Source organism: Streptomyces cynarae, assembly GCF_025642135.1.
Taxonomy (GTDB): Bacteria; Actinomycetota; Actinomycetes; order Streptomycetales; family Streptomycetaceae; genus Streptomyces; species Streptomyces cynarae.
In genome coordinates this window covers 5,636,581-5,661,304 of record NZ_CP106793.1, presented here as the reverse complement: position 1 = coordinate 5,661,304, position 24,724 = coordinate 5,636,581, and the positions used below count along the sequence as shown (strand labels likewise).

General features: G+C 72.5%; 24 protein-coding genes and 2 pseudogenes. 8 read left to right on the top strand and 18 right to left on the bottom strand.

Features of this window, described 5'->3' with window-relative positions:
* Window positions 1–36: 36 nt before the first annotated feature.
* From N8I84_RS25945 to sigE, 3 genes are all read right to left on the bottom strand, one after another.
* A complete protein-coding gene (locus N8I84_RS25945) occupies window positions 37–471 on the bottom strand; it encodes a hypothetical protein (RefSeq protein WP_263231883.1) in 435 nt (144 codons plus the stop codon).
* Between the two features lie 114 nt (window positions 472–585).
* A complete protein-coding gene (locus N8I84_RS25940; RefSeq protein WP_263231881.1) occupies window positions 586–1,578 on the bottom strand; it encodes an anti-sigma factor family protein in 993 nt (330 codons plus the stop codon).
* Window positions 1,575–2,276 (bottom strand): RNA polymerase sigma factor SigE, encoded by a 702-nt coding sequence (sigE, locus tag N8I84_RS25935; protein ID WP_263231879.1) that lies wholly within the window; start codon window positions 2,274–2,276, stop codon window positions 1,575–1,577. The genes N8I84_RS25940 and sigE overlap by 4 nt, the downstream gene beginning before the upstream one ends.
* Before the next feature lie 225 nt (window positions 2,277–2,501).
* On the opposite strand from sigE, the gene N8I84_RS25930 reads away from it, so the two are divergent.
* A complete protein-coding gene (locus tag N8I84_RS25930; RefSeq protein WP_313884348.1) occupies window positions 2,502–3,200 on the top strand; it encodes an O-methyltransferase in 699 nt (232 codons plus the stop codon).
* A gap of 125 nt (window positions 3,201–3,325) precedes the next feature.
* Here the strand turns inward: N8I84_RS25930 and N8I84_RS25925 are convergent, their stop codons facing one another.
* Window positions 3,326–3,493 carry a DUF3117 domain-containing protein gene (locus N8I84_RS25925; protein WP_003966491.1) on the bottom strand — a complete coding sequence of 56 codons (168 nt, stop codon included), beginning with the start codon at window positions 3,491–3,493 and terminating at the stop codon, window positions 3,326–3,328.
* Window positions 3,494–3,865: 372 nt separating this feature from the next.
* Between N8I84_RS25925 and chcB the strand changes: the two genes are divergently transcribed.
* Window positions 3,866–4,669 carry a 2-cyclohexenylcarbonyl CoA isomerase gene (chcB, locus tag N8I84_RS25920; RefSeq protein WP_263231878.1) on the top strand — a complete coding sequence of 268 codons (804 nt, stop codon included), beginning with the start codon at window positions 3,866–3,868 and terminating at the stop codon, window positions 4,667–4,669.
* Between the two features lie 47 nt (window positions 4,670–4,716).
* Here chcB and N8I84_RS25915 read toward each other — a convergent pair whose 3' ends face one another.
* Together N8I84_RS25915 and N8I84_RS25910 are read right to left on the bottom strand one after the other, a co-directional pair.
* Window positions 4,717–5,298, bottom strand: a complete 582-nt coding sequence (locus N8I84_RS25915) for a DNA-3-methyladenine glycosylase I (RefSeq protein ID WP_313884284.1) — start codon at window positions 5,296–5,298, stop codon at window positions 4,717–4,719.
* On the bottom strand, window positions 5,295–5,642 hold the full coding sequence (locus N8I84_RS25910) for a DivIVA domain-containing protein (protein WP_263231877.1): 348 nt from the start codon (window positions 5,640–5,642) through the stop codon (window positions 5,295–5,297). Before N8I84_RS25910 ends, N8I84_RS25915 begins: the two co-directional genes overlap by 4 nt.
* A gap of 160 nt (window positions 5,643–5,802) precedes the next feature.
* Here N8I84_RS25910 and folP point away from each other — a divergent pair, with 160 nt between their 5' ends.
* Entirely contained in the window at window positions 5,803–6,663 is an 861-nt protein-coding gene (gene folP / locus N8I84_RS25905; RefSeq protein WP_263231876.1) for a dihydropteroate synthase, read from the top strand.
* 315 nt (window positions 6,664–6,978) lie between these two features.
* Here the strand turns inward: folP and N8I84_RS25900 are convergent, their stop codons facing one another.
* A complete protein-coding gene (locus N8I84_RS25900) occupies window positions 6,979–7,737 on the bottom strand; it encodes an LOG family protein (protein ID WP_263231874.1) in 759 nt (252 codons plus the stop codon).
* A gap of 114 nt (window positions 7,738–7,851) precedes the next feature.
* A complete protein-coding gene (gene dapE / locus N8I84_RS25895; RefSeq protein WP_263231872.1) occupies window positions 7,852–8,931 on the bottom strand; it encodes a succinyl-diaminopimelate desuccinylase in 1,080 nt (359 codons plus the stop codon).
* A gap of 96 nt (window positions 8,932–9,027) precedes the next feature.
* On the opposite strand from dapE, the pseudogene N8I84_RS25890 reads away from it, so the two are divergent.
* A pseudogene (locus N8I84_RS25890) lies at window positions 9,028–9,986 on the top strand (heavy metal transporter).
* Between the two features lie 341 nt (window positions 9,987–10,327).
* Window positions 10,328–10,762: an ATP-binding protein gene (locus tag N8I84_RS25885; protein ID WP_263231871.1), complete on the top strand. Its 435-nt coding sequence runs from the start codon at window positions 10,328–10,330 to the stop codon at window positions 10,760–10,762.
* A 120-nt stretch (window positions 10,763–10,882) separates the two neighbouring features.
* Here the strand turns inward: N8I84_RS25885 and N8I84_RS25880 are convergent, their stop codons facing one another.
* Window positions 10,883–12,025, bottom strand: coding sequence for a bifunctional succinyldiaminopimelate transaminase/glutamate-prephenate aminotransferase (locus N8I84_RS25880; protein ID WP_263231869.1), 1,143 nt, complete (start codon window positions 12,023–12,025; stop codon window positions 10,883–10,885).
* A gap of 125 nt (window positions 12,026–12,150) precedes the next feature.
* Window positions 12,151–12,471, bottom strand: coding sequence for a ferredoxin (fdxA, locus tag N8I84_RS25875; RefSeq protein ID WP_043443616.1), 321 nt, complete (start codon window positions 12,469–12,471; stop codon window positions 12,151–12,153).
* A gap of 140 nt (window positions 12,472–12,611) precedes the next feature.
* Between fdxA and N8I84_RS25870 the strand changes: the two genes are divergently transcribed.
* Both N8I84_RS25870 and N8I84_RS25865 read left to right on the top strand, forming a co-directional pair.
* Window positions 12,612–13,679, top strand: coding sequence for a GNAT family N-acetyltransferase (locus N8I84_RS25870; protein WP_263231865.1), 1,068 nt, complete (start codon window positions 12,612–12,614; stop codon window positions 13,677–13,679).
* A 17-nt stretch (window positions 13,680–13,696) separates the two neighbouring features.
* Window positions 13,697–14,548, top strand: a complete 852-nt coding sequence (locus N8I84_RS25865; protein ID WP_263231864.1) for a transglutaminase-like domain-containing protein — start codon at window positions 13,697–13,699, stop codon at window positions 14,546–14,548.
* A gap of 10 nt (window positions 14,549–14,558) precedes the next feature.
* Here N8I84_RS25865 and N8I84_RS25860 read toward each other — a convergent pair whose 3' ends face one another.
* The 8 genes and pseudogenes from N8I84_RS25860 to N8I84_RS25825 form a co-directional block, all read right to left on the bottom strand.
* Window positions 14,559–15,173 (bottom strand): response regulator transcription factor, encoded by a 615-nt coding sequence (locus tag N8I84_RS25860; protein WP_263231862.1) that lies wholly within the window; start codon window positions 15,171–15,173, stop codon window positions 14,559–14,561.
* Complete coding sequence (locus N8I84_RS25855; RefSeq protein WP_263234888.1) at window positions 15,170–16,369, bottom strand: sensor histidine kinase; 1,200 nt, start codon at window positions 16,367–16,369, stop codon at window positions 15,170–15,172. The genes N8I84_RS25860 and N8I84_RS25855 overlap by 4 nt, the downstream gene beginning before the upstream one ends.
* A gap of 5 nt (window positions 16,370–16,374) precedes the next feature.
* Window positions 16,375–17,106, bottom strand: a complete 732-nt coding sequence (locus tag N8I84_RS25850) for an ABC transporter permease (protein WP_263231860.1) — start codon at window positions 17,104–17,106, stop codon at window positions 16,375–16,377.
* Complete coding sequence (locus N8I84_RS25845) at window positions 17,103–18,026, bottom strand: ABC transporter ATP-binding protein (protein ID WP_263231858.1); 924 nt, start codon at window positions 18,024–18,026, stop codon at window positions 17,103–17,105. Before N8I84_RS25845 ends, N8I84_RS25850 begins: the two co-directional genes overlap by 4 nt.
* A 130-nt stretch (window positions 18,027–18,156) precedes the next feature.
* Complete coding sequence (locus N8I84_RS25840; protein ID WP_263231856.1) at window positions 18,157–20,490, bottom strand: hypothetical protein; 2,334 nt, start codon at window positions 20,488–20,490, stop codon at window positions 18,157–18,159.
* Window positions 20,491–20,717: 227 nt separating this feature from the next.
* Window positions 20,718–21,137: a DUF6113 family protein gene (locus N8I84_RS25835; RefSeq protein ID WP_263231855.1), complete on the bottom strand. Its 420-nt coding sequence runs from the start codon at window positions 21,135–21,137 to the stop codon at window positions 20,718–20,720.
* Window positions 21,134–22,056, bottom strand: a pseudogene (gene mshB, locus N8I84_RS25830) (N-acetyl-1-D-myo-inositol-2-amino-2-deoxy-alpha-D-glucopyranoside deacetylase). The gene N8I84_RS25835 and the pseudogene mshB overlap by 4 nt, the downstream one beginning before the upstream one ends.
* A gap of 111 nt (window positions 22,057–22,167) precedes the next feature.
* Entirely contained in the window at window positions 22,168–22,362 is a 195-nt protein-coding gene (locus N8I84_RS25825) for a hypothetical protein (protein WP_059128380.1), read from the bottom strand.
* A 190-nt stretch (window positions 22,363–22,552) separates the two neighbouring features.
* Here N8I84_RS25825 and N8I84_RS25820 point away from each other — a divergent pair, with 190 nt between their 5' ends.
* On the top strand, window positions 22,553–24,673 hold the full coding sequence (locus N8I84_RS25820; RefSeq protein WP_263231853.1) for a S9 family peptidase: 2,121 nt from the start codon (window positions 22,553–22,555) through the stop codon (window positions 24,671–24,673).
* The last annotated feature ends 51 nt before the right edge of the window (window positions 24,674–24,724 follow it).

Sequence of the window (24,724 nt, the reverse complement as noted above, 5' to 3'; positions counted from 1 at the left end):
GTGGCCGGGCGCTCCAGCTCGAAATCGCCGTCCCCGTCAGCCGCCGCGCGCGCGCGCGAGGACGTCGGCCCCGCCCCCCGTTCCCACGGTGGCCGGGCGCTCCAGCTCGAAATCGCCGTCCCCGTCAGCCGCCGCGGGCTTCGCGAGAACGTCGGCCCCGCCCCCCGTTCCCGCCGCAGTCGGGCGTTCCAGCTCGAAGTCGCCGTCCCCGTCAGCCGCCGCGGGCTTCGCGAGAACGTCGGCCCCGCCCCCCGTTCCCGCCGCAGTCGGGCGTTCCAGCTCGAAGTCGCCGTCGGCGTCGCCCTCATCGCGAGGACGGGCCCCGGCAGGGGCGGGCAGCTCGAAGTCGCCGCCGGACTCTCCGCCCGGCGCCGTACCGCCGGTCGTCGACCCCTCGGCGTCGTGCGCCGCTCGGGACTCGCTCGCCCCCTGCTCCGGTCCCACAGCAGGGACCGGCTTCCCCTCGTCCATGGTCTCCCTACACCCGCCGGCGGCACCTGGTGCCGCGGATTCCGCGCCCGGACCGCTTGCGCGGGCGCGGGCACCATGGATTCAACCAGGTTCCCCGGGCGGCCGCGCAGTCGCTCAGCGGCCGGTGTTCGAGGAGGGCGAGGGCGTGGGGGACGTGGACGGCACCGGGCGGGCCAGCAGGCCGGGGGCCGTCAGCTGAGGGGCGGTCGGCAGCGTGAACGGTCCGGTCTCGGTGAGCGGGCGTATGAGCGGGGACATCGCCGCCGCCCCGGCCACCACGGGAGCGGTCAGCGCGCGGATCTCCGAGACGTCCTGGATGCCGGGAGCGGGCACTCCGGGCAGCAGCGGCGCCGAGGACTGCGTGGGCGCGACCGGCGTCCGGTCCAGCGCGCGCTGCTCGAGCAGCGCTCCGGTGGATCGCCGCCGCTGCGTCTCGGGCGACGAGGCACCGCCCGTACCCGGTGAGCGCATCGGCGTCACATTGCTCCCGGCCCCGGAACCGCCGCGCGCCTCCGCGCCGGCGTCACCACCCACGCCGGACACGCCGCCGAGCGCCAGCGCGGCCAGCGAGACGGCGCCGGCGGCGACGAACGCGAAACGCCGCCCACGGGACGCCGGCCGCTCGCTCTCCTGCCGGCCGACGGGATGGATACGGAAGCCGCCGTCCCCCGGGAGGACACGGCCCCCGGGGAGGGCGCGGCTGTCGGAGGGCGACAGTGCCGCGGCGTGCGGGCTCGACGGGACGTAGCCGAAGGGCTCGCCCCTCACTCCGAAGACGCCGGGCCGCGCGGGCAGTCCGGCGCTGCTCTGGAGTCTTCTGCCGAATCCTCCCCCGCCGAGCGGCGTGCCATCACCGTCGACGTCACCTCCCGTGGGCAGGCCCTGGAGGCGGGCCAGGAAGCTCTCGGAGGGGGGCGGCGGGGCCGCCTCGGCGAAGACGTTCTTCAGCCGACGCTGGGCGTCGGCCTCGGCCTTGCACTTCGCGCAGGTGGCCAGATGGGCCAGCACACGCTCGCGCATCTCATGACCGAGCTCTCCGTCCACCAGGGCGGAGAGGCGGTCTCCCAGGTGCTGCTCTGCCGGTGTGGGGCGACGGGATCCACTCACGCGGTCGCGCCCCCTCCCCCCAGCGCGGGCACCCGGGGCACGAAGGAGCGGCGCTCGGCCGCGCGGGCCTGAGGCGCCCGGTGCGCGAGCGCCTTGCGCAGCTGCGAGCGGCCGCGGTGGATCCGGGAGCGCACCGTGCCGAGCTTGACGCCCAGGGTCGCGGCGATCTCCTCGTAGGACAGCCCTTCGATGTCGCACAGGACGACGGCCGCGCGGAACTCGGGCGCGAGCGTGTCCAGCGCCTGCTGGACGTCCGCGTCGAAGTGCGCGTCGTGCAGGACCTGCTGCGGCGTCGGCTCACGGCTGGCCAGGCGCTCCGCCGCGTCCTCGCCGAGCGCGTCGAAGCGGATGCGCTGCTTGCGGCGGACCATGTCCAGGAAGAGGTTCGTGGTGATGCGGTGCAGCCAGCCCTCGAACGTGCCGGGTGTGTACGTCGACAGGGAGCGGAAGACCCGTACGAAGACCTCCTGGGTGAGGTCCTCGGCGTCGTGCTGGTTTCCGGTCAGGCGGTACGCCAGCCGGTAGACCCGGCCGCTGTGAGTGCTGACGATCTCCTCCCAGGTGGGCGGAGTCCACGCCTGCGCGTCCGCGTCGGTGGCGAAGGTCGCGATCTGCGCGGTGTCGGCAGCGTGGTGGGTGTCAGCGATGTCGGTCACGGATTTCGGCTCACCCGATGACCTGAGAAGGAGCCGTAGCACCCCTCCCCGATCCGCAGGCGCAGCCGCACCTCCCCTGTCGGCTCTGGTGGTGTCCAGTGGAGCCCCTACCATAGCCACCTCGCCCGTTAGCTCCGGATAAGCGGTTTTACGAGAATTTGATGCCCGCTGATACGGCTGCGTCAGCACTTGCTCGGCAACCACGTCCACGCCCCTGTCCCGGTCCTTCCCCACGCCCTCTTCCCACCCTCCTCAACGCCCGGTCCCATCTGCGGGTTCCCGCCGTCAACGGATACAGTCACGCCCAAGCAATCACGGGGACAGGAGAGGGTCATTACCGGCAACCGGCAGACGAGCTGGGCGTTCGCCGACGCCTATGTCGCCGAGGACGACGCGCTGCACTGGGCCCGGGAACGTGCCCGCGAAGCAGGGCTGCGCTCGGTGTCGCCCGGCACGGGCGCCGCGCTGCGCATGCTCGCCGCCACCGTGGACGCCAAGGCGGTGGCGGAGATCGGGACGGGATGCGGTGTCTCCGGGATCCACCTGCTGCACGGCATGCGGCCGGACGGCGTGCTGACCACGGTGGATCCGGAGCCGGAGCACCAGCAGTTCGCCCGCCATGCCTTCCGCGCCTCCGGCTTCGCCAGCAACCGGGCCCGCTTCATCCCGGGCCGCGCCCTGGACGTCCTGCCGCGGCTCGCGGACGCCGGCTACGACCTCGTCTTCTGCGACGGTGACCGGCTCGAGGTGCTCGACTACCTAGCCGAATCGTTGCGTCTGCTGCGTCCCGGCGGGCTCGTCGTGTTCGAGGGCGCCTTCGCCAACGGCCGCACGGTCGGCTCGGGGCCGCAGCCCACCGAGGTACTGCGGCTGCGGGAGCTGCTGCGCACGGTGCGGGAGAGCCCCGACCTCGTGCCCTCGCTGCTCCCGGTGGGGGACGGGCTCTTGTGCGCGGTCAGGCGGTGAGCCCGGCCGTGGAGGCCGTGCGGGTGGGCCGTCCGGGGCGAAGCACCCCCGGGAAGCCCCCTGGAAAAAGCGGTCCCCGGCACCGCGTACGATGCCGGGGCAGCTGAAATCCGGGGTCTGCCGCGTCAGCCGACGACCTTCTTGAGGGCGTCGCCGAGCGCGTCGGCCTCGTCCGGGGTCAGCTCGACGACGAGCCGACCGCCGCCTTCGAGCGGAACGCGCATGACGATGCCCCGCCCCTCCTTGGTCACCTCGAGCGGGCCGTCGCCCGTCCGCGGCTTCATGGCCGCCATGCTCGTTCCCCTTCCTGAAACCAGCTCATCGTCAGCCGACGGCCCCTTGAAGGGCACACGATCCTTCACAGGACACGCGACACCGGCATCGAACACATTGCTTCCAGGCCATTATCCCGCATCTCATGACCCGATGACCAACATCAGTCGGCATCGCTTGAGCAACACGCGCGAGCAAAACCACTCAATTCGGCGATGTGACTGTGATACTTCGCCCCCGCACCGACATCCGCCGGCCGGATCCCTGCGGGAATTCTTTGACGCAGGTCACACGTACGGTCCGTTCCGCGGGCGGTGATCTCGGCCATGCTGTCCTTCGGACGCGGACGTACCGGCCGGTACGCCCGAGGCGCGACACCGGAGGGGACCACCATGGCCGACACCGTGCTCTACGAGGTGAGCGACGGACTCGCGACGATCACGCTGAACCGTCCGGAGGCGATGAACGCGCTGAACATCGCGACCAAGGTCGCCCTCCGGGACGCGGTGCGCTCCGCGGCGGACGACGGCTCCGTACGCGCGATCCTGCTCACCGCCGCCGGGGACCGTGCGTTCTGTGTGGGGCAGGACCTCAAGGAACACATCGGGCTGCTGGCCTCCGACCGGGAGACCGGCTCGGGTCAGACGATGAGCACGGTCCGGGAGCACTACAACCCGATCGTCCGGGCACTGGCGGATGCGCCCAAGCCGGTGGTGGCCGCGGTGAACGGCGTCGCGGCCGGGGCCGGCTTCGGATTCGCGCTGGCCGCGGACTACCGGATCGTGTCGGGCACCGCATCCTTCAACACGTCGTTCGCGGGCGTCGCGCTGACGGCCGACTCGGGCGTCTCCTGGACCCTGCCCCGCGTGGTCGGTCCCGGGCGCGCGGCCGACCTGCTGCTCTTCCCACGGAGCATCGGCGCCCAGGAGGCGCTGGAACTGGGCATCGCGAACCGGGTCGTCCCCGCGGACGAGCTGCGGACCGAGGCGGAGAAGGTGGCCGTGGCGCTCGCCGAGGGGCCGACGGTGGCGTACGCGGCGATCAAGGAGGCGGTGGCCTACGGGCTGACCCACTCCTTGGAGGAGACCCTGGAGAAGGAGGACGAGCTGCAGACACGGGCGGGCTCGTCCGAGGACCACGCGATCGCCGTGGAGGCGTTCGTGAACAAGGAGAGGCCGAAGTACCTGGGCCGGTAGGTCTGTGACTGACAGGGGCGTGCGCCGCCCGCGGTCGATCGGCGGAGTCAGTCGCCGCGGGCGGCGCAGTCGGCCAGGTGGTCGTTCACCAGGCCGCAGGCCTGCATCAGCGCGTACGCCGTGGTCGGGCCGACGAAGCGTATGCCGCGCTTCTTCAGGGCCCTGGAGAGCGCTGTCGACTCCTCGGTGACCGCGGGGACGTCGGCCAGGGTCGCCGGAGCCGGGCGGGACGCCCCGTCGGGGGCGTACGACCAGATCAGCTCGTCGAGCTCGCCCGGGGCCCACTCGGCCAGCACGCGCGCGTTGGCGAGCGTCGCCTCGATCTTGGCGCGGTTGCGGATGATGCCCGGGTCGGCGAGCAGGCGCTCCTGGTCGGCGTCCGTGAACGCGGCCACCTTGGCGATCCGGAAGTCGGCGAAGGCGGCCCGGAAGCCCTCGCGGCGGCGAAGGATCGTGATCCAGGACAGACCCGACTGGAACGCTTCCAGGCACAGCCGCTCGTACAGCGCGTCGTCGCCGTGGACCGGGCGGCCCCACTCCTCGTCGTGGTACGCCACGTAGTCCTCGGTGGACAGCGCCCAGGGGCAGCGCAGCACACCGTCGGGCCCCGCGACGGCCGCACCGCTCACTGGGGGTCTCCTTCGGCCCGCTCGTCGCCCGTCGGTCCGGCGGCGCGGGCGCCGGCGAGCGCGGCCTCCAGGTCGGAGATACGGGCGTCCCGCTCGGCGATCTCGGCGCCGAGGCGGCCGAGCGCGTCGTCCACGTCCGCCATGCGGTAGCCCCGGACGGCGAGCGGGAAACGCAGGGCCTCCACGTCGTCGCGGCCGACGGGGCGGTCCGGCGGGAGCGGGTCGTCGAACCGCTCGGGGGCCGCCTCCGGCAGCGGGGTGCTCTCGCCGCCTCCCACCACGGCCAGTGTCACCGCGGCGACCACGACGGCGAGCGCGACGACCAGGAACAAGAACATGAGCATCACTTAGGTCCCCACGCTCGGTGCCGGCGCGCTGCGCGCCGACGCGGAAGTGCCGATGTCGAGTCTGTCTTTCTCTCTGGGTCAGATCGTGCCATGCGTCGCTGACAATTAAGGTCACAGGCGACCAAGGAACGGGACGCACTGGGAGAGGTCACAGGGGATGCTCAGGCTGGGCAGGCGAGAATTCGGCGAGCACGAGCCGGTGATCATGGCGATCGTGAACCGGACCCCGGACTCCTTCTACGACCAGGGGGCCACGTTCCGCGACGAGCCCGCCCTCGCGCGCGTGGAGCAGGCGGTGGCCGAGGGTGCCGCGATCATCGACATCGGCGGGGTGAAGGCCGGGCCGGGCGAGGAGGTCACGGCCGAGGAGGAGGCGCGGCGGACGGTCGGCTTCGTCGCGGAGGTGCGGCGGCGCTTCCCGGAGGTCGTGATCAGTGTGGACACCTGGCGGCACGAGGTCGGCGAGGCCGTGTGCGAGGCGGGCGCCGATCTCCTGAACGACGCATGGGGCGGGGTCGATCCACGGCTCGCGGAGGTGGCGGCGCGGTACCGGGTGGGGCTGGTGTGCACGCACGCCGGGGGCGCGCTGCCGCGGACGCGGCCGCACCGGGTGACGTACGACGACGTCATGGCCGACATTCTGAAGGTGACGGTGGGGCTGGCGGAGCGGGCCGTGGCTCTCGGGGTACCGCGCGAGTCGGTCCTGATCGACCCCGGCCACGACTTCGGGAAGAACACGCGGCACAGCCTGGAGGCGACGCGGCGGCTGGACGAGATGGTGGCCACGGGGTGGCCGGTGCTGGTGTCGCTGTCCAACAAGGACTTCGTCGGGGAGACGCTGGACAAGCCGGTGAAGGAACGGGTGTTGGGGACGTTGGCGACGACGGCGGTGTCGGCGTGGCTGGGGGCGCAGGTGTACCGGGTGCATGAGGTGGCGGAGACGCGGCAGGTGCTGGACATGGTGGCGTCGATCGCGGGCCACCGGCCGCCGGCGGTGGCCCGCCGGGGCCTGGCCTGACGGAGTTCTTTGCCTGAGCAGCACCCTGGGCCCCGGCCGGGGGCGCTGCTTCCGGGTGCTACGGAGAACCGGTGGTGCGCCCCTGAAGGGGCGCGGGGAACTGCGCGACCAGCCACGGACGGGCCCGGACGGGCCGCAGCCGGGCACTCGCCCGAGCCGCCCCCGGCCCTCGGGCCGAAGGCCGAAAGGGGGCCGGGGGGAGCCCCCGGCAGCGCATCCCCGCGTAGGGACCGGGGCGAAGCCCCCGGCAGCGGCACCCCCGCCGGGTGCGAGCCCGGACCCGGCGGGGGTGCCGCCCCGGTTCAGGCTCAGCGCCTAGCGTCCCGCCTCCTTGGAGACCAGGGCCACCGCCTCTTCCACGTCGTCCGTGAGGTGGAACAGGAGCAGGTCCTTCTCCGAGGCCTTGCCCTGGGCGACCAGGGTGTTCTTGAGCCAGTCGACCAGGCCGCCCCAGTACGACGTGCCGTACAGCACGATCGGGAAGCGTGTCACCTTCTGGGTCTGGACCAGGGTCAGCGCCTCGAACATTTCGTCCAGCGTGCCGAGGCCGCCCGGCAGGACCACGAACCCCTGCGCGTACTTGACGAACATCATCTTGCGGACGAAGAAGTAGCGGAAGTTCAGGCCGATGTCGACGTACGGGTTCAGCCCCTGCTCGAACGGCAGCTCGATGCCGAGGCCGACCGAGATCCCCTTCGCCTCGCAGGCCCCCTTGTTCGCCGCCTCCATCGCGCCCGGGCCACCACCGGTGATCACCGCCCAGCCCGCCTCCACCAGGCCGCGCCCGAGTCGTACGCCCGCGTCGTACTCCGGCGAGTCCACCGGCGTCCGCGCCGAGCCGAACACGCTGATCGCGGGTGGGAGTTCGGCCAGCGTGCCGAAACCCTCGATGAACTCCGACTGGATGCGCAGGACGCGCCACGGGTCCGTGTGGACCCAGTCGGTGGGGGCGCGTTCGTCCAGCAGTCGCTGGTCCGTGGTGCTCCTCGTCACCTGGCCCCGTCTGCGCAGCACCGGACCGAGCCTCTGCTCATCCGGCGGAATCTTCTTCCCCTCGGGGTTGCCGGTAGGCATGTGCGCTCCCTCCGCTCGGGGGTGGTTCCACCCCAGCGTAGATCCGCGCGGGTTACGGAGGGGGGACGTGCGCATGTCCGGCTCGGGCGACCGTCCCCCACGTCCGGCGGCAGGTCAGGACGTCAGCCAGGCGCGCAGGCGCTCCTCCGCCGTGAGGACCTTCGCCGTCTCCACCCGCTCGTCCCGCTTGTGCGCGAGGAGCGGGTTGCCGGGACCGTAGTTGACCGCCGGGACGCCGAGCGCGCTGAAGCGGGCGACGTCCGTCCAGCCGTACTTGGGCATCGGGGTGCCCCCGACCGCCTCGATGAACGCCGCCGCGGCCGGGTGCGAGAGCCCCGGCAGAGCGCCGCCGCTTTGGTCGACCACCTCGAACTCCGCCACGCCGCAGTCCGCGAACACCTCACGGACGTGCGCGACCGCCTCCTCCTCGCTGCGGTCCGGCGCGTATCGGAAGTTGACCGTCACGACGCATTCGTCCGGGATCACGTTCCCGGCCACCCCGCCTGAGACGGCGACCGCGTTCAGGCCCTCCCGGTACTCCAGGCCGTCGATCACCGGGTGGCGCGGTTCGTAGGCTGCCAGGCGGGCCAGGATCGGGGCCGCCGCGTGGATCGCGTTCGAGCCCATCCAGCCGCGCGCCGAGTGGGCCCGCTCACCCCTGGTCCTCAGCTGCACCCGCAGCGTGCCCTGGCAGCCGCCCTCGACCTGGCTGTCCGAGGGCTCGAGCAGCACGGCGAAGTCGCCCTCCAGCCACTCCGGGTGGGCCTCGGACACATGCTTCAGACCGTTCAGGTGTGCGTCGACCTCTTCGTTGTCGTAGAAGACGAACGTCAGATCACGGTTGGGTTCGGGGACCGTCGCCGCGATGCGGAGCTGAACGGCGACGCCCGACTTCATGTCGCAGGTGCCGCAGCCCCACAGCACGCCGTCAGCGTCCAGGCGGGAAGGCACGTTGTCCGCGATCGGGACCGTGTCGATGTGCCCCGCCAGGATGACGCGCTGCGGACGTCCCAGGTGCGTACGTGCCACCACGTTGTTGCCGTACCGGTCGACCGTCAGGTGCGGCAGGGCGCGCAGCGCCGCCTCGATGGCGTCCGCGAAGGGCTTCTCGGTGCCGCTCTCGGAGGGGAAGTCGACGAGCCGCGCGGTGAGCCGAGCGGCGTCCAGCGTGAGGTCAAGCGGGGTATCGGCCATGTCCTCGACCCTAGCGCGCCCGACCGCGCGGGCCTGCAACAGGAGTTGTCCACAGCGCCGGGCAACCCGCTGTTCACCTCCAGTACCTTGTACGGCGTGTCAGAGCCGTCCCCTCCTTCAGTGCGACGTGGCCGCTTCCTCCGTTTCGGGGCGGCCTTCGTGGTCCTGCTCGCCGTCGCGGGCTATCTCGTCGTCCAGTACCTCACCGGTTCGGCAGCGCCGAGATGCCGGGTCGTCTCCGGAAAGGACGACGGCGCCTCGTACGAGTTCACCCCGGAGCAGGCGGTGAACGCGGCGACGATCGCCGCCATCGGCACCACGCGCGGCATGCCGGAGCGCGCGGTGACCATCGCGCTCGCGACCGCCCTGCAGGAGTCGGGCCTGCGCAACATAGAGCACGGCGACCGGGATTCCCTCGGCCTGTTCCAGCAGCGCCCGTCGCAGGGCTGGGGCACCAAGAAGCAGATCATGGACCCGACGTACGCGGCGGGCGTGTTCTATGAGCACCTGGCCAAGGTGCCGGACTACACGAGTCTGCCGCTGACGGTCGCCGCGCAGCGGGTGCAGCGCAGCGGCTATCCGGAGGCGTACGCGAAGCACGAGCCGGACGCCATACTGCTCGCCGCCGCGCTGACCGGCCGTGCGGCGGGCACGCTGACCTGCCAGGGGCGCCCCGGGCCGACGGTCACCGGGGGCCCCGACGCGGTGCGGGCCGCGCTGGTACGGGACTTCGGGCGCGACGTGCTGCAGACGGCCGGCGCGGAGGTGGCCCCCGGCGCCCGTCGCCGTCCCCCACGGCCACGCCGACGCGGGCCGCCGACGACGCGGTGACGATTCCGGTACCCAAGAGGTCCACCGCCTCGGGGACCGTCAGTGAGCGCGGCTGGGAGCTGGCGCACTGGGCGGTGGCCAACTCCACGGCGCTGCACATCTCCCGGGTCTCCTTCGCGGGCCGCGAGTGGTCGCGCGGAGGCTTCGCCGGCGAGTGGCGTACGACCGGCTCCGGCGACGAGAAGGCGTCGGCCACCGAAGTCCGCATCGTCACCGGGGGGTAGCCCGGGCAGCAGTACGAGTTCTCACTCCTGCGGGTAATGCGCGGCGCGCCTCGTCGACGGGGCGCGCACTTTTTTGCGGGTCCTTCGGCGTATGCCCCGGGCCCCTTGCGGACAAAGGGCTGTAAGGATTCGGCAGGCTTTCCGGCCGGTTGCCGTTTGCCCGATTTCATCCCCACCTGATAATGCGACGCATTACCAACTCTTTACATTGGCCCACCGCAACCTTCGCGGGCTTCGAGCGGTAGTCACTGCGTCCGAGCCCGGAACGATGAACAGCCGAATCGGCCGAACTCCCGGGCGCAGTCGAACACTTCACCGTTCTCTCCCGTCTAAGGAGCATCATGTCCCTCCCCCTGACCCACCGGATCGCCCGTGCCGCGCTGCTGATCGCGGCGGGAGCGGCGCCCGTGGTCGGTGCGGCCGGCTCCGCCAGCGCGGCGACGACCGATCTGCCGGCCACCCCGAACCTCGGTGGGCTGACCGCCCTGGACACCGCGCAGGTCGGCACCACCGTCGACGGCGCGGCCCAGAAGGCCGACGGTGCGGCGCAGCAGGTCACCGGGGTCGCGGGTGACACCGGCAGCCACGCGGTCAAGGCCGGCAGCCAGGCGGCCAGGAAGGCGGTGCCGGCGGTGAGCCGGACCGGCGGGAAGGTCGTCGGGACGGCGGCTCCGGTTGCGCAGAAGGCGGCCGGGGACGTGGCGGGGCAGGCCGGCGGGCTGCTCGGGGGCGCGACCAAGGGCGGGCTTCCGAAGGGGCTGCCACTGGGCGGCTGACGCCGGGTCCTTTTGCGACGGAGGGTCCGGGGAAGCGTTCCCTGGACCCTCCGTCTGTTGCAGCTGAGCTCGGCCGGCATGCTGCCCGATGGCTGACAGCCGCCTCGAAGGCAGCCGCCGTCAGCCGAGGCGCTCTACCGCCGCCCGCACCCTCTCGTCCGTCGCCGTCAGGGCCACCCGTACGAACTTCTCGCCCGCCTCGCCGTAGAAGTCGCCCGGCGCCACCAGGATGCCCAGGTCGGCCAGGTGGGCCACCGTCTGCCAGCAGGACTCGTCGCGGGTCGCCCACAGGTACAGGCTCGCCTCGCTGTGCTCGATCCGGAAGCCGTGCTCGAGGAGGGCGGCGCGCAGGGCCGTGCGCCGGGCCGCGTACCGCTCACGCTGTTCGCGGACGTGCGTGTCGTCGCCCAGCGCGGCCACCACGGCGGCCTGTGTGGGCGCCGACGTCATCATGCCGCCGTGCTTGCGGATCTCCAGGAGCGGGCCGAGGACCGCGGGGTCACCGGCGAGGAAGGCCGCGCGGTAGCCCGCCAGGTTCGAGCGCTTGGAGAGGGAGTGGACCGACACGATGCCGTCGTACGAGCCGCCGTTCACGTCCGGGTGGAGGACCGAGACGGGGTCGGCCTCCCAGCCCAGCTCGATGTAGCACTCGTCGGAGAACAGCAGTACGCGGTGCTCGCGGGCCCAGGCGACGATCCTCGTCAGCTCCTGCTTGCCCAGCACCTTGCCCGTCGGGTTCGACGGGGAGTTGAGCCAGAGGAGCTTGAGGCCCCTCGGGTCCAGCTCCGTCGGGTCGTCGTAGGCCACGTGGTCCGCGCGGGCCAGGCGCGCGCCGACCTCGTACGTCGGGTAGGCCAGGCGCGGGTAGGCGACCTTGTCGCCGGGGCCGAGCCCGAGCTGGGTCGGGAGCCAGGCGACGAGCTCCTTGGAGCCGACGATCGGCAGGACGTGCCGGTGGGTGACGTCGCGGGCGCCGAGGCGGCGCTCCACCCAGCCCGTGATCGCGTCCCGCAGCTCGGGCGTGCCCCAGACGGTCGGGTAGCCCGGGGAGTCCGCCGCCGCGACCAGCGCCTTCTGGATCAGGTCGGGGACCGGGTCGACCGGGGTACCGACGGACAGGTCGACGATCCCGTCCGGGTGCGCGGCGGCCGTCTTCTTGTACGGCTCCAGCTTGTCCCAGGGGAAGACGGGAAGGCGGTCGCGAAGCGACTCCTTGGAAGGGTGGCGGCGGGAGACGGGAGGGCGATCGGAGACTGCGGACACGGGATCGGGCTCACTTTCTGCTACGACGGGCGCTCCTGCGCGAGCGCAGGGGCGCCAAACGCCTCGGTCCCGTGCGGCGCCCGGCGGGCACCGCACGGGACCGGAACGATCGGCCTCCGGGCCGCTTACTGGTTCATCGGGGGCAGCGCCGCGATGAAGGGGTGGTCGCGCTCGATCAGCCCCAGCTTGCTGGCGCCACCGGGCGAGCCGAGCTCGTCGAAGAACTCGACGTTCGCCTTGTAGTAGTCCTTCCACTCCTCGGGAGTGTCGTCCTCGTAGAAGATCGCCTCGACCGGGCAGACCGGTTCACAGGCCCCACAGTCGACGCATTCGTCCGGGTGGATGTACAAGGACCGCTGGCCCTCGTAGATGCAGTCGACCGGGCACTCCTCGATGCACGCCTTGTCCTTGACGTCGACACAAGGCTCTGCGATGACGTAGGTCACGCTGTCGTTCCTCCTCGATAGGGCGCTGGCGGGCCTCCTCAGGCTCCGCCGCCTGGCGCGCGGGAGCGCGGCGTCGTCGATGCCCGCACCTAGTATCTCCGTTCCGGGGCATGATCCGAACAGGAGGGGTGAACTGACCTGTGGAAATCTCTGCGGGCGGACGGCTCGAGATCCGCATCACCGCTGCTGACGTGGGAAAACGCGTCTCCGTACGGCGGTGGCACGAACATGCCGCCGAGGGTGAGAAGTTCACCGACACGGTCGGAGTTCTCACATCATGGGACCACGGTGTGCTGCTGATCACACGGCGGGACGGCCAAAGCGTCCAGATCGCGGAATCGTCGCTGGTCGCGGGCAAGGTCGTCCCCGCCGCCCCGGCGCGTCGCAGGGGTCCCGCGGCGTCCTACGAGGAGCTCGCGCGGATCGCCGCCCGGGCCTGGCAGCCGGTGGAGCGGGAGCGGCTCGGTGAGTGGGAGCTGCGCGCGGCCGCCGGGTTCACGCGGCGGGCCAACTCGGCGCTGCCCCTCGGCGACCCGGGGCTGCCGCTGGACGAGGCGCTGACGGCCGTACGGCGCTGGTACACGGACCGTGGCCTGCCCGCCTACATACAGCTCGCGACCGGAGCGGAGGGCACGCAGGAGCTGCTGTGCGCGGAGCTCGAAGCGCGCGGCTGGACGCGGGAGGTGACCGCCGAGCTGTGGACCGGCTCCCTGGCGCCGCTCGCGGACCGCGAGGCGCCCGGGGTGGAGCTGTCCCGCACGGCCGACGAGGCGTGGCTCGCCCGCTACCAGCGCAAGGGGGTGAGCGAGGTGGCCCTGAAGGTGCTGGGAGGGGGGTCCCCCCGCTCATGGGGGTCCCCCCGCTCGGGAGAAGCCGAGAGTGGGGGAGGCCCCTCGGTGTGGTTCGCGACGGTGCCGGGGGCTCAGGGTGCCCCTCCGGCGGCGATCGGGCGGTGCGTGGTGGACGGGCGGTGGGCCGGTTTCGCGGCGGTCGAGGTCGACCCGGAGCAGCGCCGGCGGGGTCTGGCCACCGCCGTGATGGCGGCGCTGGCCCGGCAGGCCCTCGACGAGGGCGCCTCGGCGGCCTGGCTCCAGGTGGAGACGGACAACGAGGGTGCGCGGACCCTGTACGCGGGACTGGGTTTCGGGGCGCATCATGCATATCACCACTACCGGGAGCCGGAGGGCTCCCGCGGACCGGTGGCGTGAGAGGGTTCGAGGTTGTGATGCGTGGCCCCCGTCCCCCGGAACCGGAGCGGGCCGCCGAGGTGCGGCGGCGGTTCGGCGAGGAGGCGCGGTCCGAGCGGCCCGATCTCGCGACGCTGTGCCTGCTCGTGGGCGCGGCGGCGGACGGGGAGCTGGACGAGGGCGGGATCGACGCCGCGCAGATCGAGCTGGACCGGCTGGCCGGGCTGGTGGCGTTCCGGCCGGACGGGCCGCGGGCCTGGGCCGAGGCGCTGGCGGACGTCCTCGGGGACCGCTGCGGGTTCCGCGGCTCTGGCGCGGATTACGAGCGACTGGAGTCGTCGTTGCTGCACGCGGTGCTGCGGCGGCGGCGCGGGCTGCCGATCCTGCTCTCGGTGGTGTGGATCGAGGTGGCGCGGCGGGCGGGGGCGCCGGTGTACGGGGTCGCACTGCCCGGGCACTTCGTCGTGGGGTTCGGGCCGCCGGACGAGCAGGTGCTGGCCGATCCGTTCGACGGCGGCCGGGTGCTGACCGGGGGTGACGCCGAGATGCTGGTCGCCGGCGCCACGGGGGCGCCGCTCGATCCTTCGATGCTCACCCCTGCCGATCCGCTGGACGTCGTACTGCGGGTGTTGAACAACATCCGGGCGTGGGCCGCGACTCGGCCCGAGCGGTCGGATGTCGCCCTTTGGGCGGTGGAGTTGTCGTTGCTGGTGCCCTCGCATCCGGCGCGGTTGCGGTACGAGCACGCGCAGCTTCTGGTGCAGCGCGGGGAGTTCTTGCGGGGGGCCGCGGAGCTCGATGCGTACGCCGACATCGTCTCCGCCGTTGATGACGCGGCTGCGGAGCATGTGCGCGGGCAGGCTCGGGCCGCACGAGCCATGCTGAACTGAAGAGGTACCGCTACAGCCAGCCCTTCTCACGAGCCATCCGTACGGCTTCCGCCCTGTTCCTCACCGCCAGTTTCTGTATGGCGGTGGACAGGTAGTTCCGGACCGTCCCCTGGGAGAGGTGCAGCGTAGCCGCCAGCTCGGCGTTCGTCGCGCCGCTCGCCGCCGCGCGCAGGATCTCGCGTTCGCGCTCCGTCAGCGGGTTGGCGCCGTCTGCCAGGGCGGCCGCCGCGAGCGTGGGGTCGATGACCCGTTCCCCGGCGAGCACCTTCCGTACCGCCTCGGCGAGCTGGGAGGCCGGGGCGTCCTTCACCAGGAACGCGGCGGCCCCCGCCTCCATCGCGGAGCGCAGATGGCCGGGGCGGCCGAAGGTCGTCAGCACGACCACCTTCAGTGCCGGCAGCTCGCGCTGCAGCTGGGCCGCCGCCTCGATCCCGGTGGCGCCGGGCATCTCGATGTCCAGCAGCGCCACGTCCACCTCATGAGCGCGCGCCGCCGCCAGTACCTCGTCACCGCGGGCGACCTGGGCGACGACCTCGATGTCCTCCTCCAGGCCCAGCAGCGCGGCCAGCGCCTCGCGGACCATCGACTGGTCCTCGGCGAGCAGGACCTTGATCGCACGGCTCATGCCCCGGATCCTACGTGGAGCGAGGCGCCCACGGGTACGCGTGCGACCAGCCGGAAACCATGCCGGACGCGCTCTGCCTCCAGCGTGCCGCCGGCCTTCTCCAGACGCTCGGTCAGCCCTGTCAGGCCGTTGCCCGGGCCGTTGCCCGCGCCTCCCGACCCGTCGTCCTCGACGGAGAGTTCCAGCATCCGCCCGTCGAGGGTCTGCCGTTGCAGTACCTCTATCGTGCAGCGGCCGGCGCCGCTGTGCCGTACGACGTTGGTGACCGCCTCGCGCAGCGCCCAGGCGAGGACGGACTCGCTCTCCTCCGCGACCCCGGTGAGGTCGGGTTCCGCGGGTATGTCGGCCGTGACTCCGGCCGCCGTGAGGGCGACCTGCGCGCCCGCCAGTTCCGCGGACAGGCGCGGGCGCCGGTACCCGGTGACCGCCTCACGCACGTCGACGAGGGCCTGACGGCTGACCCGTTCGATGTCGGCCACCTGCTGCGCCGCCTTCTCGGGGTGGTCGGGGAGCATGCGGCCGGCCAGCTCGCTCTTCAGCGTGATCAAGGACAGCGAGTGGCCGAGCAGGTCGTGCAGATCGCGGGCCAGGCGCAGCCGCTCCTCGTTGGCGGCGAGCTGGGCGACGGTGGCACGGGCCTTGCGCAGCTCGATCGTCGTTCGCACCAGTTGGCCGACGCCCGTCATCGCGTAGCCGATGAGCACCACCAGCAGCAGCAGGTTCTCCACCTCGTCCGCCGCGGCGCCCTGGAAGCCCACCAGGGCCATGACGGCGCCCGTTGCGGGGATCGCCCAGTACGCCGTCCGCAGGGGGAGCGTCGCTCCGCAGGCCACGGAGACGTACACGAACAGGCCCAGCCAGTTCGACGGGCCGAGGGTGAGGTTCAGCAGCGTGGCGAGTGCGGCGAGGACGACGACGATGCCGCCGATGAACCGGCGGGTGTAGGGCCTGCCCATGTTCCGGAAGAGCAGCGAGAGATAGACCGCGACGAAGGCCGCCAGCCCCAGCCAGCCGGCCGCGGTGCCGCCGGTGGTGTGGCGGCCGGAGGCGAGGTCGTGGACCGGCGAGCTGAGGAAGACGAGCCACACGCCGATCCACAGGATCTTGCGCAGCAGCTCGCGCCGGTTGCGGGGCGGCCGGCCCATGCGCATCAGCCGCTCCGCCCGGACCTCGTCCGACCGCAGGTCTTCCGTCATGCTGCTCACGCCTTCAGCGTGTCCTTCCGGTACAGCCAGGCCGCGCCGCCCGCGAAGAGGAGGAAGAAGGCGACAAGGATGGCGATGTCCTGGGCGTGGGGGGCCTGGCTCTGTTCGATGGCCCGTCCGAGGGCAGCGTACGCGTGGGTGGGCAGCCACTTGGCGATGTCCTGCAGCCAGGTCGGGAAGGAGGAGGACGGCATCCACAGGCCGCCGAGGATCGACAGGCCGAAGTAGACGATCATCGTGATCGGGCGGACCGCGTCCCCGGAGGCGAGGTAGCCGATGGCGACGCCGAGCGCGGCGAAGACCAGGCTGCCGGCCCAGATGACGCCGGTGAGGGCGAACCACTGCCAGGTGTCCAGCCGTACGTCCTTCACGGCGGCGGCGACCAGGAAGACCACCACGATGGACGGCAGGCTCACCACGGCCGCGCCGGCCGTCTTGGCGAGGACGTACCCGCGCCCGGGCAGCGGGGTCAGCCGCAGCTGCCGCACCCAGCCGCCCTCCCGTTCCTTGGCGATGCGCTCGCTGTTGCCCATCAGGACGGCGGTCAGGGCGCCGAAGGAGGCCATGGAGACCATGACGTACTTCGCGACGCTCAGGCCGGTGCCGTCGACGTTGCCCGTCTGGTTGGAGACCAGCAGGAAGATGACCGACGGGTAGATCACCGAGAAGAACAGGAACTTGCGATTGCGCAGGGCGCGGGTGAGTTCCAGCCTGATGAGCGAGATCATGACTGCTTGGCCTCCTCGGCCTCGGTGATCGCGACGAACGCCTGCTCGAGCCCGAGCCCGGCGACTTCGAGGTTGCGGGGGTAGACGCCGAGCCCGTACAGCGCGTGGACGGTCGCGTCGGCGTCGGAGGACTGGATGCGTACGGTCTGCCCGGAAACGTCCATCGCGGTCAGGAAAGGCAGCGCGCGCAGCGGGGCCTCGTCGATCGGCCCCTGAAGGTCGAAGCGGACGCGGCGGGCGCCGGCCTTCGCCTTGATCTCGGCGGCGGTGCCGTCGGCGAGGAGCCGCCCGCGGTGCAGCACGAGCACGCGGTCCGCGATCGCGTCGGCCTCTTCCAGGTAGTGCGTGGCGAACAGGACCGTCCGCCCCTGGTCCGCCTGCTCCCGCATGGTGGCCCAGAAGGCATGGCGGGCAGAGACGTCCATGCCGGTGGTCGGCTCGTCGAGGACGATCAGGTCGCTGTCGCCGGCGGTGGCGAGGGCGAAGCGGACGCGCTGGGCCTGGCCGCCGGAGAGCTTGTTGACCTTGCGGTCGGCGATCTGCGCGATGCCCGCGCGGGCGAGCACGTCGGTGACCTTGTACGGCCTCGGGTGCAGATCGCAGCCGAGCTTGACCAGTTCGGCGACCGTGACCTCGTCCATCAGGCCGCCGCTCTGCAGCATGGCGCCCACGCGCCCGGCGACGATGGCCTCGCGCGGGCTGGTCCCGAACACGCGCACGGAGCCGCTGTCGGCCGGCTTGAGCCCGAGGAGCAGGTCGAGGGTGGTCGACTTGCCCGCGCCGTTGGGCCCCAGCAGGGCCACGGTCTCCCCCGGGTGCAGCTCGAGCGACAAGCCGTCCACGGCCCGTACGTCCCCGTAGGCCTTGGTCACCTGATCGAACCCGACCACCACGTCGGTGGCCGACACTGTCGTCGTCATGGACCCATCGTCCCGGGGCCGGGGGCGTGGACGGCAGTGCCGGGTGTCGTCACTCCGGCATGACAGATGTCATGTCTGCGGCATGACAGGGGGCGCCCGGTCGTCACCGGGCGCCCCCTGTGCGGTGCGGTCAGCTCGGGTTCGTGTTGATGACCGCGACCCGGTTGGTCTTGCTCAGCAGTGCCTGGCGCAGGGCGACGTAGACGTCCTGGGGTGTCACAGGCGTCTTCTGGCCGTTGGCCCGGGTGATGAGCACGCCGTCGAACGCCTGGCCGTAGAGCGTCTTCAGGGCGGTCACGTCGGGCTTGTCGACCAGCTTGCCGTTGACAGCCGTCACCCTCAGGAACTTCCACAGCGACTTCTGCGGACTCATCAGCACCACGTGCGTCGCGTCCGTCCGCACCGTCACCTTGCCGGACATCGCCGGCTCGGCGAACTCCTTCATCTCCCGGTCGACCTCGGCGTTCGTGACCGTCGGCTGCCGGGTCGTGGTGGCCACCCGCACGGGCGTGCCGGAGCCGGTCTCCACCTGGGTGCGGTACGCCTCCTCGACGGCCGCGACGGACGCGGGGACGTCGATCCCCTTGCCGGCCTTGCCGTACACGGCAACCGCCCGGCCGGGCTCGAACCTGATCGTGCCCTCGACCATCGACCCGGAGCCGCCCGCGACGCGCTGCAGGGCGGCCTGCAGCTTCTCCTCGTCGACGGGCATGACGGGCTGGACCACACGGTGCTGTCCGAACAGCGAGCCGATCACCGACACCGGGTTGTAGTCGCTCGTCGCGGCGGCGGCGACGGTGGCCTTGCTGTCGAACTGGAGTCCTGCCTGGTCCGGCCTGAGGGGGACCGACTTGCCGTCGACCGACAGTTGCAGGGGTTTGTCGATCCGGCTGCCCAGCGCGGCGTCGAGCTTCTCGACCGCCTCGTCCCGGGTGCCGCCGCCGATGTCGACGCCGAGCACCGTGGTGCCCTTGGGCACGTCGGAGTGGTTCATGAGCAGTCCGGCGCCGTAGGCGACACCGGCGACGAGGACCACGCCGCCGCCCAGGAGGACCAGCTTGCTGCGGCCCTTCTTCTTGGCCGGCTTCGCGGCGGCGGTGTTCTGCTGCTTGGGCGCGTCGGGCAGCTTCGGGGTCGTGTGCGGCGTCGGCGCCTGCGACGGGGAGCCCGGGCCGAACGGGCCGCTGCGGTCGCCCGACGGCACGACGGGGATGCCGCTGGTGACGGTGTGCCCTGAGACGTTGCCGCCGGGGCCGCCGAAGCCCTGGGGGCCCGGTTCGGGGGCGGGCTTCTGCGGGGTGAGGATCGCGGTGTCGTCACTGAGCCCGCCGCCGGGACGGCCCTGGCCCGTGGCGGCTCCGGGCACGCCGGGCGCGCTGGACGCTCCGGGGGCTCCCGGGCCCAGTGGTCCGCCGTGGGTGCTCTGGATGCCGGGCGCCAGGAGGCCCGGGCCGCCGGGACCCGTGCCGGGAGCGGTCAGGCCGGGGCCGCCGGGGCCCGAGGCGACCGTGCTGTCGCCGGTGACCGGGCCGCTGGTCGGGCCGGACGGGCCGTGCCGGCCCGGCTCCGAGAAGTACGGAAGGCCGTCGCGGCGGGGTTCGGGGCTCTCCTCGGCGCCGATCACCGGGAAGGAGGCCGTGCTCGCCGCCACCGCGTCGGACACGTCGAAGGAGCCGGTGCCGCCGCCGTGCCCCGGCGCGACAGGTCCGGCGCCGGTGGCACCCGGGAGTCCCGCGCCGTTCGTACCGCCCGGGCGTGCGCCGAAGGAGCCCGCGCCGCCCGTGACCTCTCCGGGTCGTGCGCCCGGAGCACCGGAAGCTCCGGGACGCGCGCCACCCGCGCCGTTCGCCCCCGGGCCACCTGGTCGCGTGCCACCCGCGCCCGGACCACTCGGCGCACCAGGGCCGCCGAAGGGCCCGTTGCTGCCCCGCGCACCCGTACCGGCACCCGCTGCGGCACCAGCGCCCTCGCCCGGCGCCCCCACGCCCGACGCGCCGCCCGCGCTTCGTATGCCCGAAGCCCCGGGCAGCCCCGCGCCGTTGGTCGACCCACTGCCCGCAGCACCCTTGGCCGCCGCGGACTTGCGCGGCGCGAACCAGTCGCTCGTCGCCGTCTTCTCCTCGGACTGCGCGGCGGGCTCGGCGGGCGGGTCGAAGGTGCTGAGCGCGCTCACGGAGCTCGTCGCCCGCGTGTCGGAGGCCGCTTCGTCCGTCGCGCTGTCGGCGTCCGCGACGGGGGTGCGCACGACGACCGGCGGAATGGGCCGGGATCCGGGGATGTTGATCCGGATGCGCGTCGTCAGCGTGGTCTCGGTCTTGCGTTCCTCCGACGGCGAGGCCGAACGGCTCGCGTCGACACCGTCCTCGGCAGCCAGGGGGGTCCCGTACGGCGGCGTCCCCGACGGGTACGCGGCTGGGCCACGCCCGTTGGGCCCGGCGGACGAGCTGTCAGTTTCACGACTCAAGGCAGGTTCTCCCGGTTGGCTCCACCGCCTGTTTCGACCTCAACAGGTGGGGGTCCCCCCTGCTCGAGCGAAGCCGAGAGCGTGGGGGAGGCTCGGCGGCGCGCACCACCATACTGGCCGCTTGCGCCACGTAGACCGCCCCCGCGAGGGAAACCCGCACGGGACCCCCACGTCCGCACCGCGTTTCGCGGGGGACATCCCATGCCTCGCAACGACGAAGTGGTACGTCACTTGCCAAGTCGGGCGCCGGGGCGACCGGGTTGCCGCCCGTGGGCAAGGGTGGCGCACATCACAGCGACGGCCATTCCGCCGAGCAGGAACAGGTACGAGCCGACGCCCGCGCCGAACAGGAAGTCGCCCTCGGGGCGGCTGGCGGTGAGCAGAACGACGGCGACCATCCACCCGGCGGCGGGCGCGAGAGCCCCCGCTCGGGACCCGGTGGCCCGGGCCCCGCCCAGGAAGAGTCCGGCCGCGCCCGCGAGCGCGAGGAGCAGTCCGCCGGGGAACCAGGCGCCCTGCACCAGACTGCCCGCCACGCCGACGACCGCACCGAGCACCAGTAGCCCGAGGTAGGCGGCCGTCCGGCCGGCCGAGGGCAGGCTCAGGGGCTGTGCGAGTGCGCTGGACTGTTTGCTCGACGCCGTCATGGGGCCACTCCTCGGAACAGATCCGTCTCACGGGCCTCGGTGCTCCCCCAGCCTCCGGCGGGGGGGACCCCCGTCTCGCTTCGCTCGCCGCGCACCAATTGGTAGTACTCGGTGGTGAGGAGGGGCTGCGCGAGCGCGTTGGACAGCGCGAAGTACGGCTCGGCGACCTCGATCTGCGTGGCGTGGGCGCGCATCGCCGCGGCCTTCGCGACGGCGAACGCCGTGCCGTCGATCACGGTGGTGACCACTTCGTCGTCGACCACGCCGGGGACGTCGTCGATGCTCGCGGCCTTGGCGAAGGGCGTCTTGTCGAGGACCTCGCCGAGTCGGGCGAACGCGGCCCGGGCGACCGAGCGCGGCAGCCGGTTCCAGTAGATCTTGGTGACCCGCCAGGGCTCCCCGAGGTCCGGGCGGAAGCCGGGGTCGGCGGCCAGGTCGGCGGCGCGCATGGCGACGCGGTGGGCCTGGATGTGGTCGGGGTGGCCGTAGCCGCCGTCGGGGTCGTAGGTGACGAGGACCTGGGGGCATACCTCCCGGACGACCGCCACGAGGTGGCCGGCCGCCTCGTCCAGGTCCGCGGACCAGAAGGAGCCCGGCCGGTGGTTCTGCTCGGCGCCCATCATCCCGGAGTCGCGGTAGCGGCCCGGGCCGCCGAGGAAGCGGTGGTCGCCGACGCCGAGTTCGGCCATGGCGGCGGCCAGTTCGCCGACGCGGTGCGGGCCCGCGCGTCGTCCCGGTCGGGCGCGAGGTGCGCGAGGTCCGGCGGGATGACCTCGCCCTCCTCGCCGAGGGTGCAGGTCACCAGCGTCACCCGGGCGCCCTCGGCCGCGTACTTGGCCATGGTCGCGCCGTTGTTGATCGACTCGTCGTCCGGGTGCGCGTGCACCAGGAGCAGACGCCGGTCGGGCAGATCCGTCATGGGACCACCCTACGAGGCCGACCGTCCTCCGCCCCCGGCAGCACCGGCCGCCGGGTCCCCCTCACGGAAGACCCGGCCCTGCGGACGAAGGGGGCCTACCGTCCGGGGCCGCTAGAACTTGATGCTGCCGATCATCCCCGCGATGTTCGTGGTCAGCTCGCTGATCGTGGGTGCGACCGTGGAGGAGGCGAGGTAGAAGCCGAGGAGCATGCACACGATCGCGTGGCCCGCCTTCAACCCGGACTTCTTGATCAGAAGGAAGACGACGATCGCCAGCAGCACCACCGCCGAAATCGAGAGTGCCACGGCGGCTCACCTCCAAAGATCCCAGGACGCGGGGGGGTCGGACTATGGGGGCAGACAAATCCAGCAGATAAATCCACGCAGCGGGCAGCACGTTCATACCCACTATGCGCTAGTGATCATAACTATCCGTACGTGCGCATCGATCGGCGCACAGCCGCACAAGGGGGCGCATGGCCAATATGGTCAGGGCATGACCACCGAGCCTGCTTCCTTCCCCCGACGGCACGCGCGGACCCAGCGGTTCACGCTCGGCGCGCCGCGTGCGTTCACCGTCGCGCCCGACGGTTCCCGTGTCGTGTTCCTGCGGTCCACCTCCGGCACGGACCGCGCGCACCAGTTGTGGGTCCTCGACCTGGCGGACGGCAAGGAGCGCCCCGCGGCCGACCCGGGAGTGCTCCTCGGGGGCGCCGCCGAGCAGTTGCCGCCCGAGGAGCGCGCCCGTCGGGAGCGCAGCCGCGAGGGCGGCGCCGGCATCGTCGGCTACGCCACCGACGCGGCCGTGGAGTTGGCGTCTTTCGCCTTGTCAGGGCGGCTCTTCACGGCGGAGCTGCGCGCGGGCACGGCGCGCGAACTGCCCGTGGCCGGGCCGGTTATCGACCCGCGCCCGGCCCCCGACGGACGGCACATCGCGTACGTGCGCGGGGGCGCGCTGCGCGTGGTCGGCGCGGAGGGCGAGGGCGACCGGGCGCTCGCGGAGCCGGAGTCGGAGTCGGTGTCGTACGGCCTGGCCGAGTTCATCGCGGCCGAGGAGATGGGCCGTTCGCGGGGTTTCTGGTGGTCGCCGGAGTCCGACCGGCTGCTCGTGTCGCGCGTGGACGACACGCCGGTGCGGCGGTGGTGGATCTCCGATCCGGCGCGTCCGGACCAGGAACCGCAGCGGGTTCCGTACCCGGCTGCGGGCACCGACAACGCGGACGTACGGCTGTTCGTCGTGGGCCTCGACGGGACGCGCACGGAGGTCGTCTGGGACCGGGCGCGCTACCCGTATCTGGCGCGAGTGCACTGGTCAGCGGCGGGGGCACCGCTGATTCTGGTGCAGGCGCGGGACCAGCGCAGCCAGCTGTACCTGGCGGTGGACCCGGACACCGGGGCGACCCGGATGGTGCACGCGGACGAAGATCCATATTGGCTGGAACTTTTCGCCGGTGTGCCGTGCTGGAGCCCCTCCGGACAGTTGGTCCGGGTCGCCGACGAGGGCGGCGCGCGGGTGCTCGCCGTGGGGGAACGGCCGTTGACCGGACCGCAGTTGCACTTGCGGGCGGTGCTCGACGTCGCGGACGCGGATGTGCTGGTGGCCGCGTCGGCGGGCGAGGCCGCTACGGACCCGGAGATCGGCGAGGTCCATGTCTACCGGGTGAACGAACTCGGCGTGGAGCGCGTGTCGCAGGAGCCCGGTGTGCACTCGGCGGTGCGTGCCGGGGCCGTGACCGTGCTCGTCTCCTCGGTCCTCGGCCGCCCCGGCGTCCAGGTGCAGGTGCTGCGCGACGGCAAGCGTCTGGCCACCGTGGCGTCATATGCGGAACACCCCGGTTTGTCCCCGCGCGTGCGACTGACGCAGGGGGGCGCACGCCGAATCCCATGCGCCGTGCTTATGCCTACGGACTACTCCGGTGACGCCTCCCTCCCCGTCCTCATGGACCCCTACGGCGGCCCGCACGGACAGCGCGTGGTGGCCGCGCACAATCCGCACCTGACCTCGCAGTGGTTCGCCGACCAGGGCTTCGCGGTGATCGTCGCCGACGGGCGCGGCACCCCGGGCCGCTCCCCCGCCTGGGAGAAGTCGGTCAAGGACGACCTCGCGGCGGTCGTGCTCCAGGACCAGGTGGACGCGCTGCACGCCCTGGCCGGCGACTTCCCGCTGGATCTGTCCCGGGTCGCGATCCGCGGCTGGTCCTTCGGCGGCTACCTGGCGGCGCTGGCGGTGCTGCGCCGCCCGGATGTCTTCCACGCGGCCGTCGTGGGCGCGCCGGTGACCGACCTACGGCTCTACGACACCCACTACCAGGAGCGCTACCTGGGGCACCCCGGCGAGCAGCCCGACGTCTACCGCCGCAACTCGCTCATCGACGACGCGGGCCTGGTGGACGCGGTGGATCCGGCCCGCCCGATGATGATCATCCATGGCCTGGCGGACGACAACGTCGTGGTGGCCCACTCCCTGCGCCTCTCCTCGGCCCTCCTGGCCGCGGGCCGGCCGCACGAGGTGCTCCCGCTGTCCGGCGTGACGCACATGACCCCCCAGGAAACGGTCGCGGAGAACCTGCTGCTGCTCCAACGGGACTTCCTCCGACGCGCTCTCGACCTGGGCTGAGCCGAGCCCTGCAGCAACGGGCCGGGGTGACATGGCGCACCCCGGCCCGTT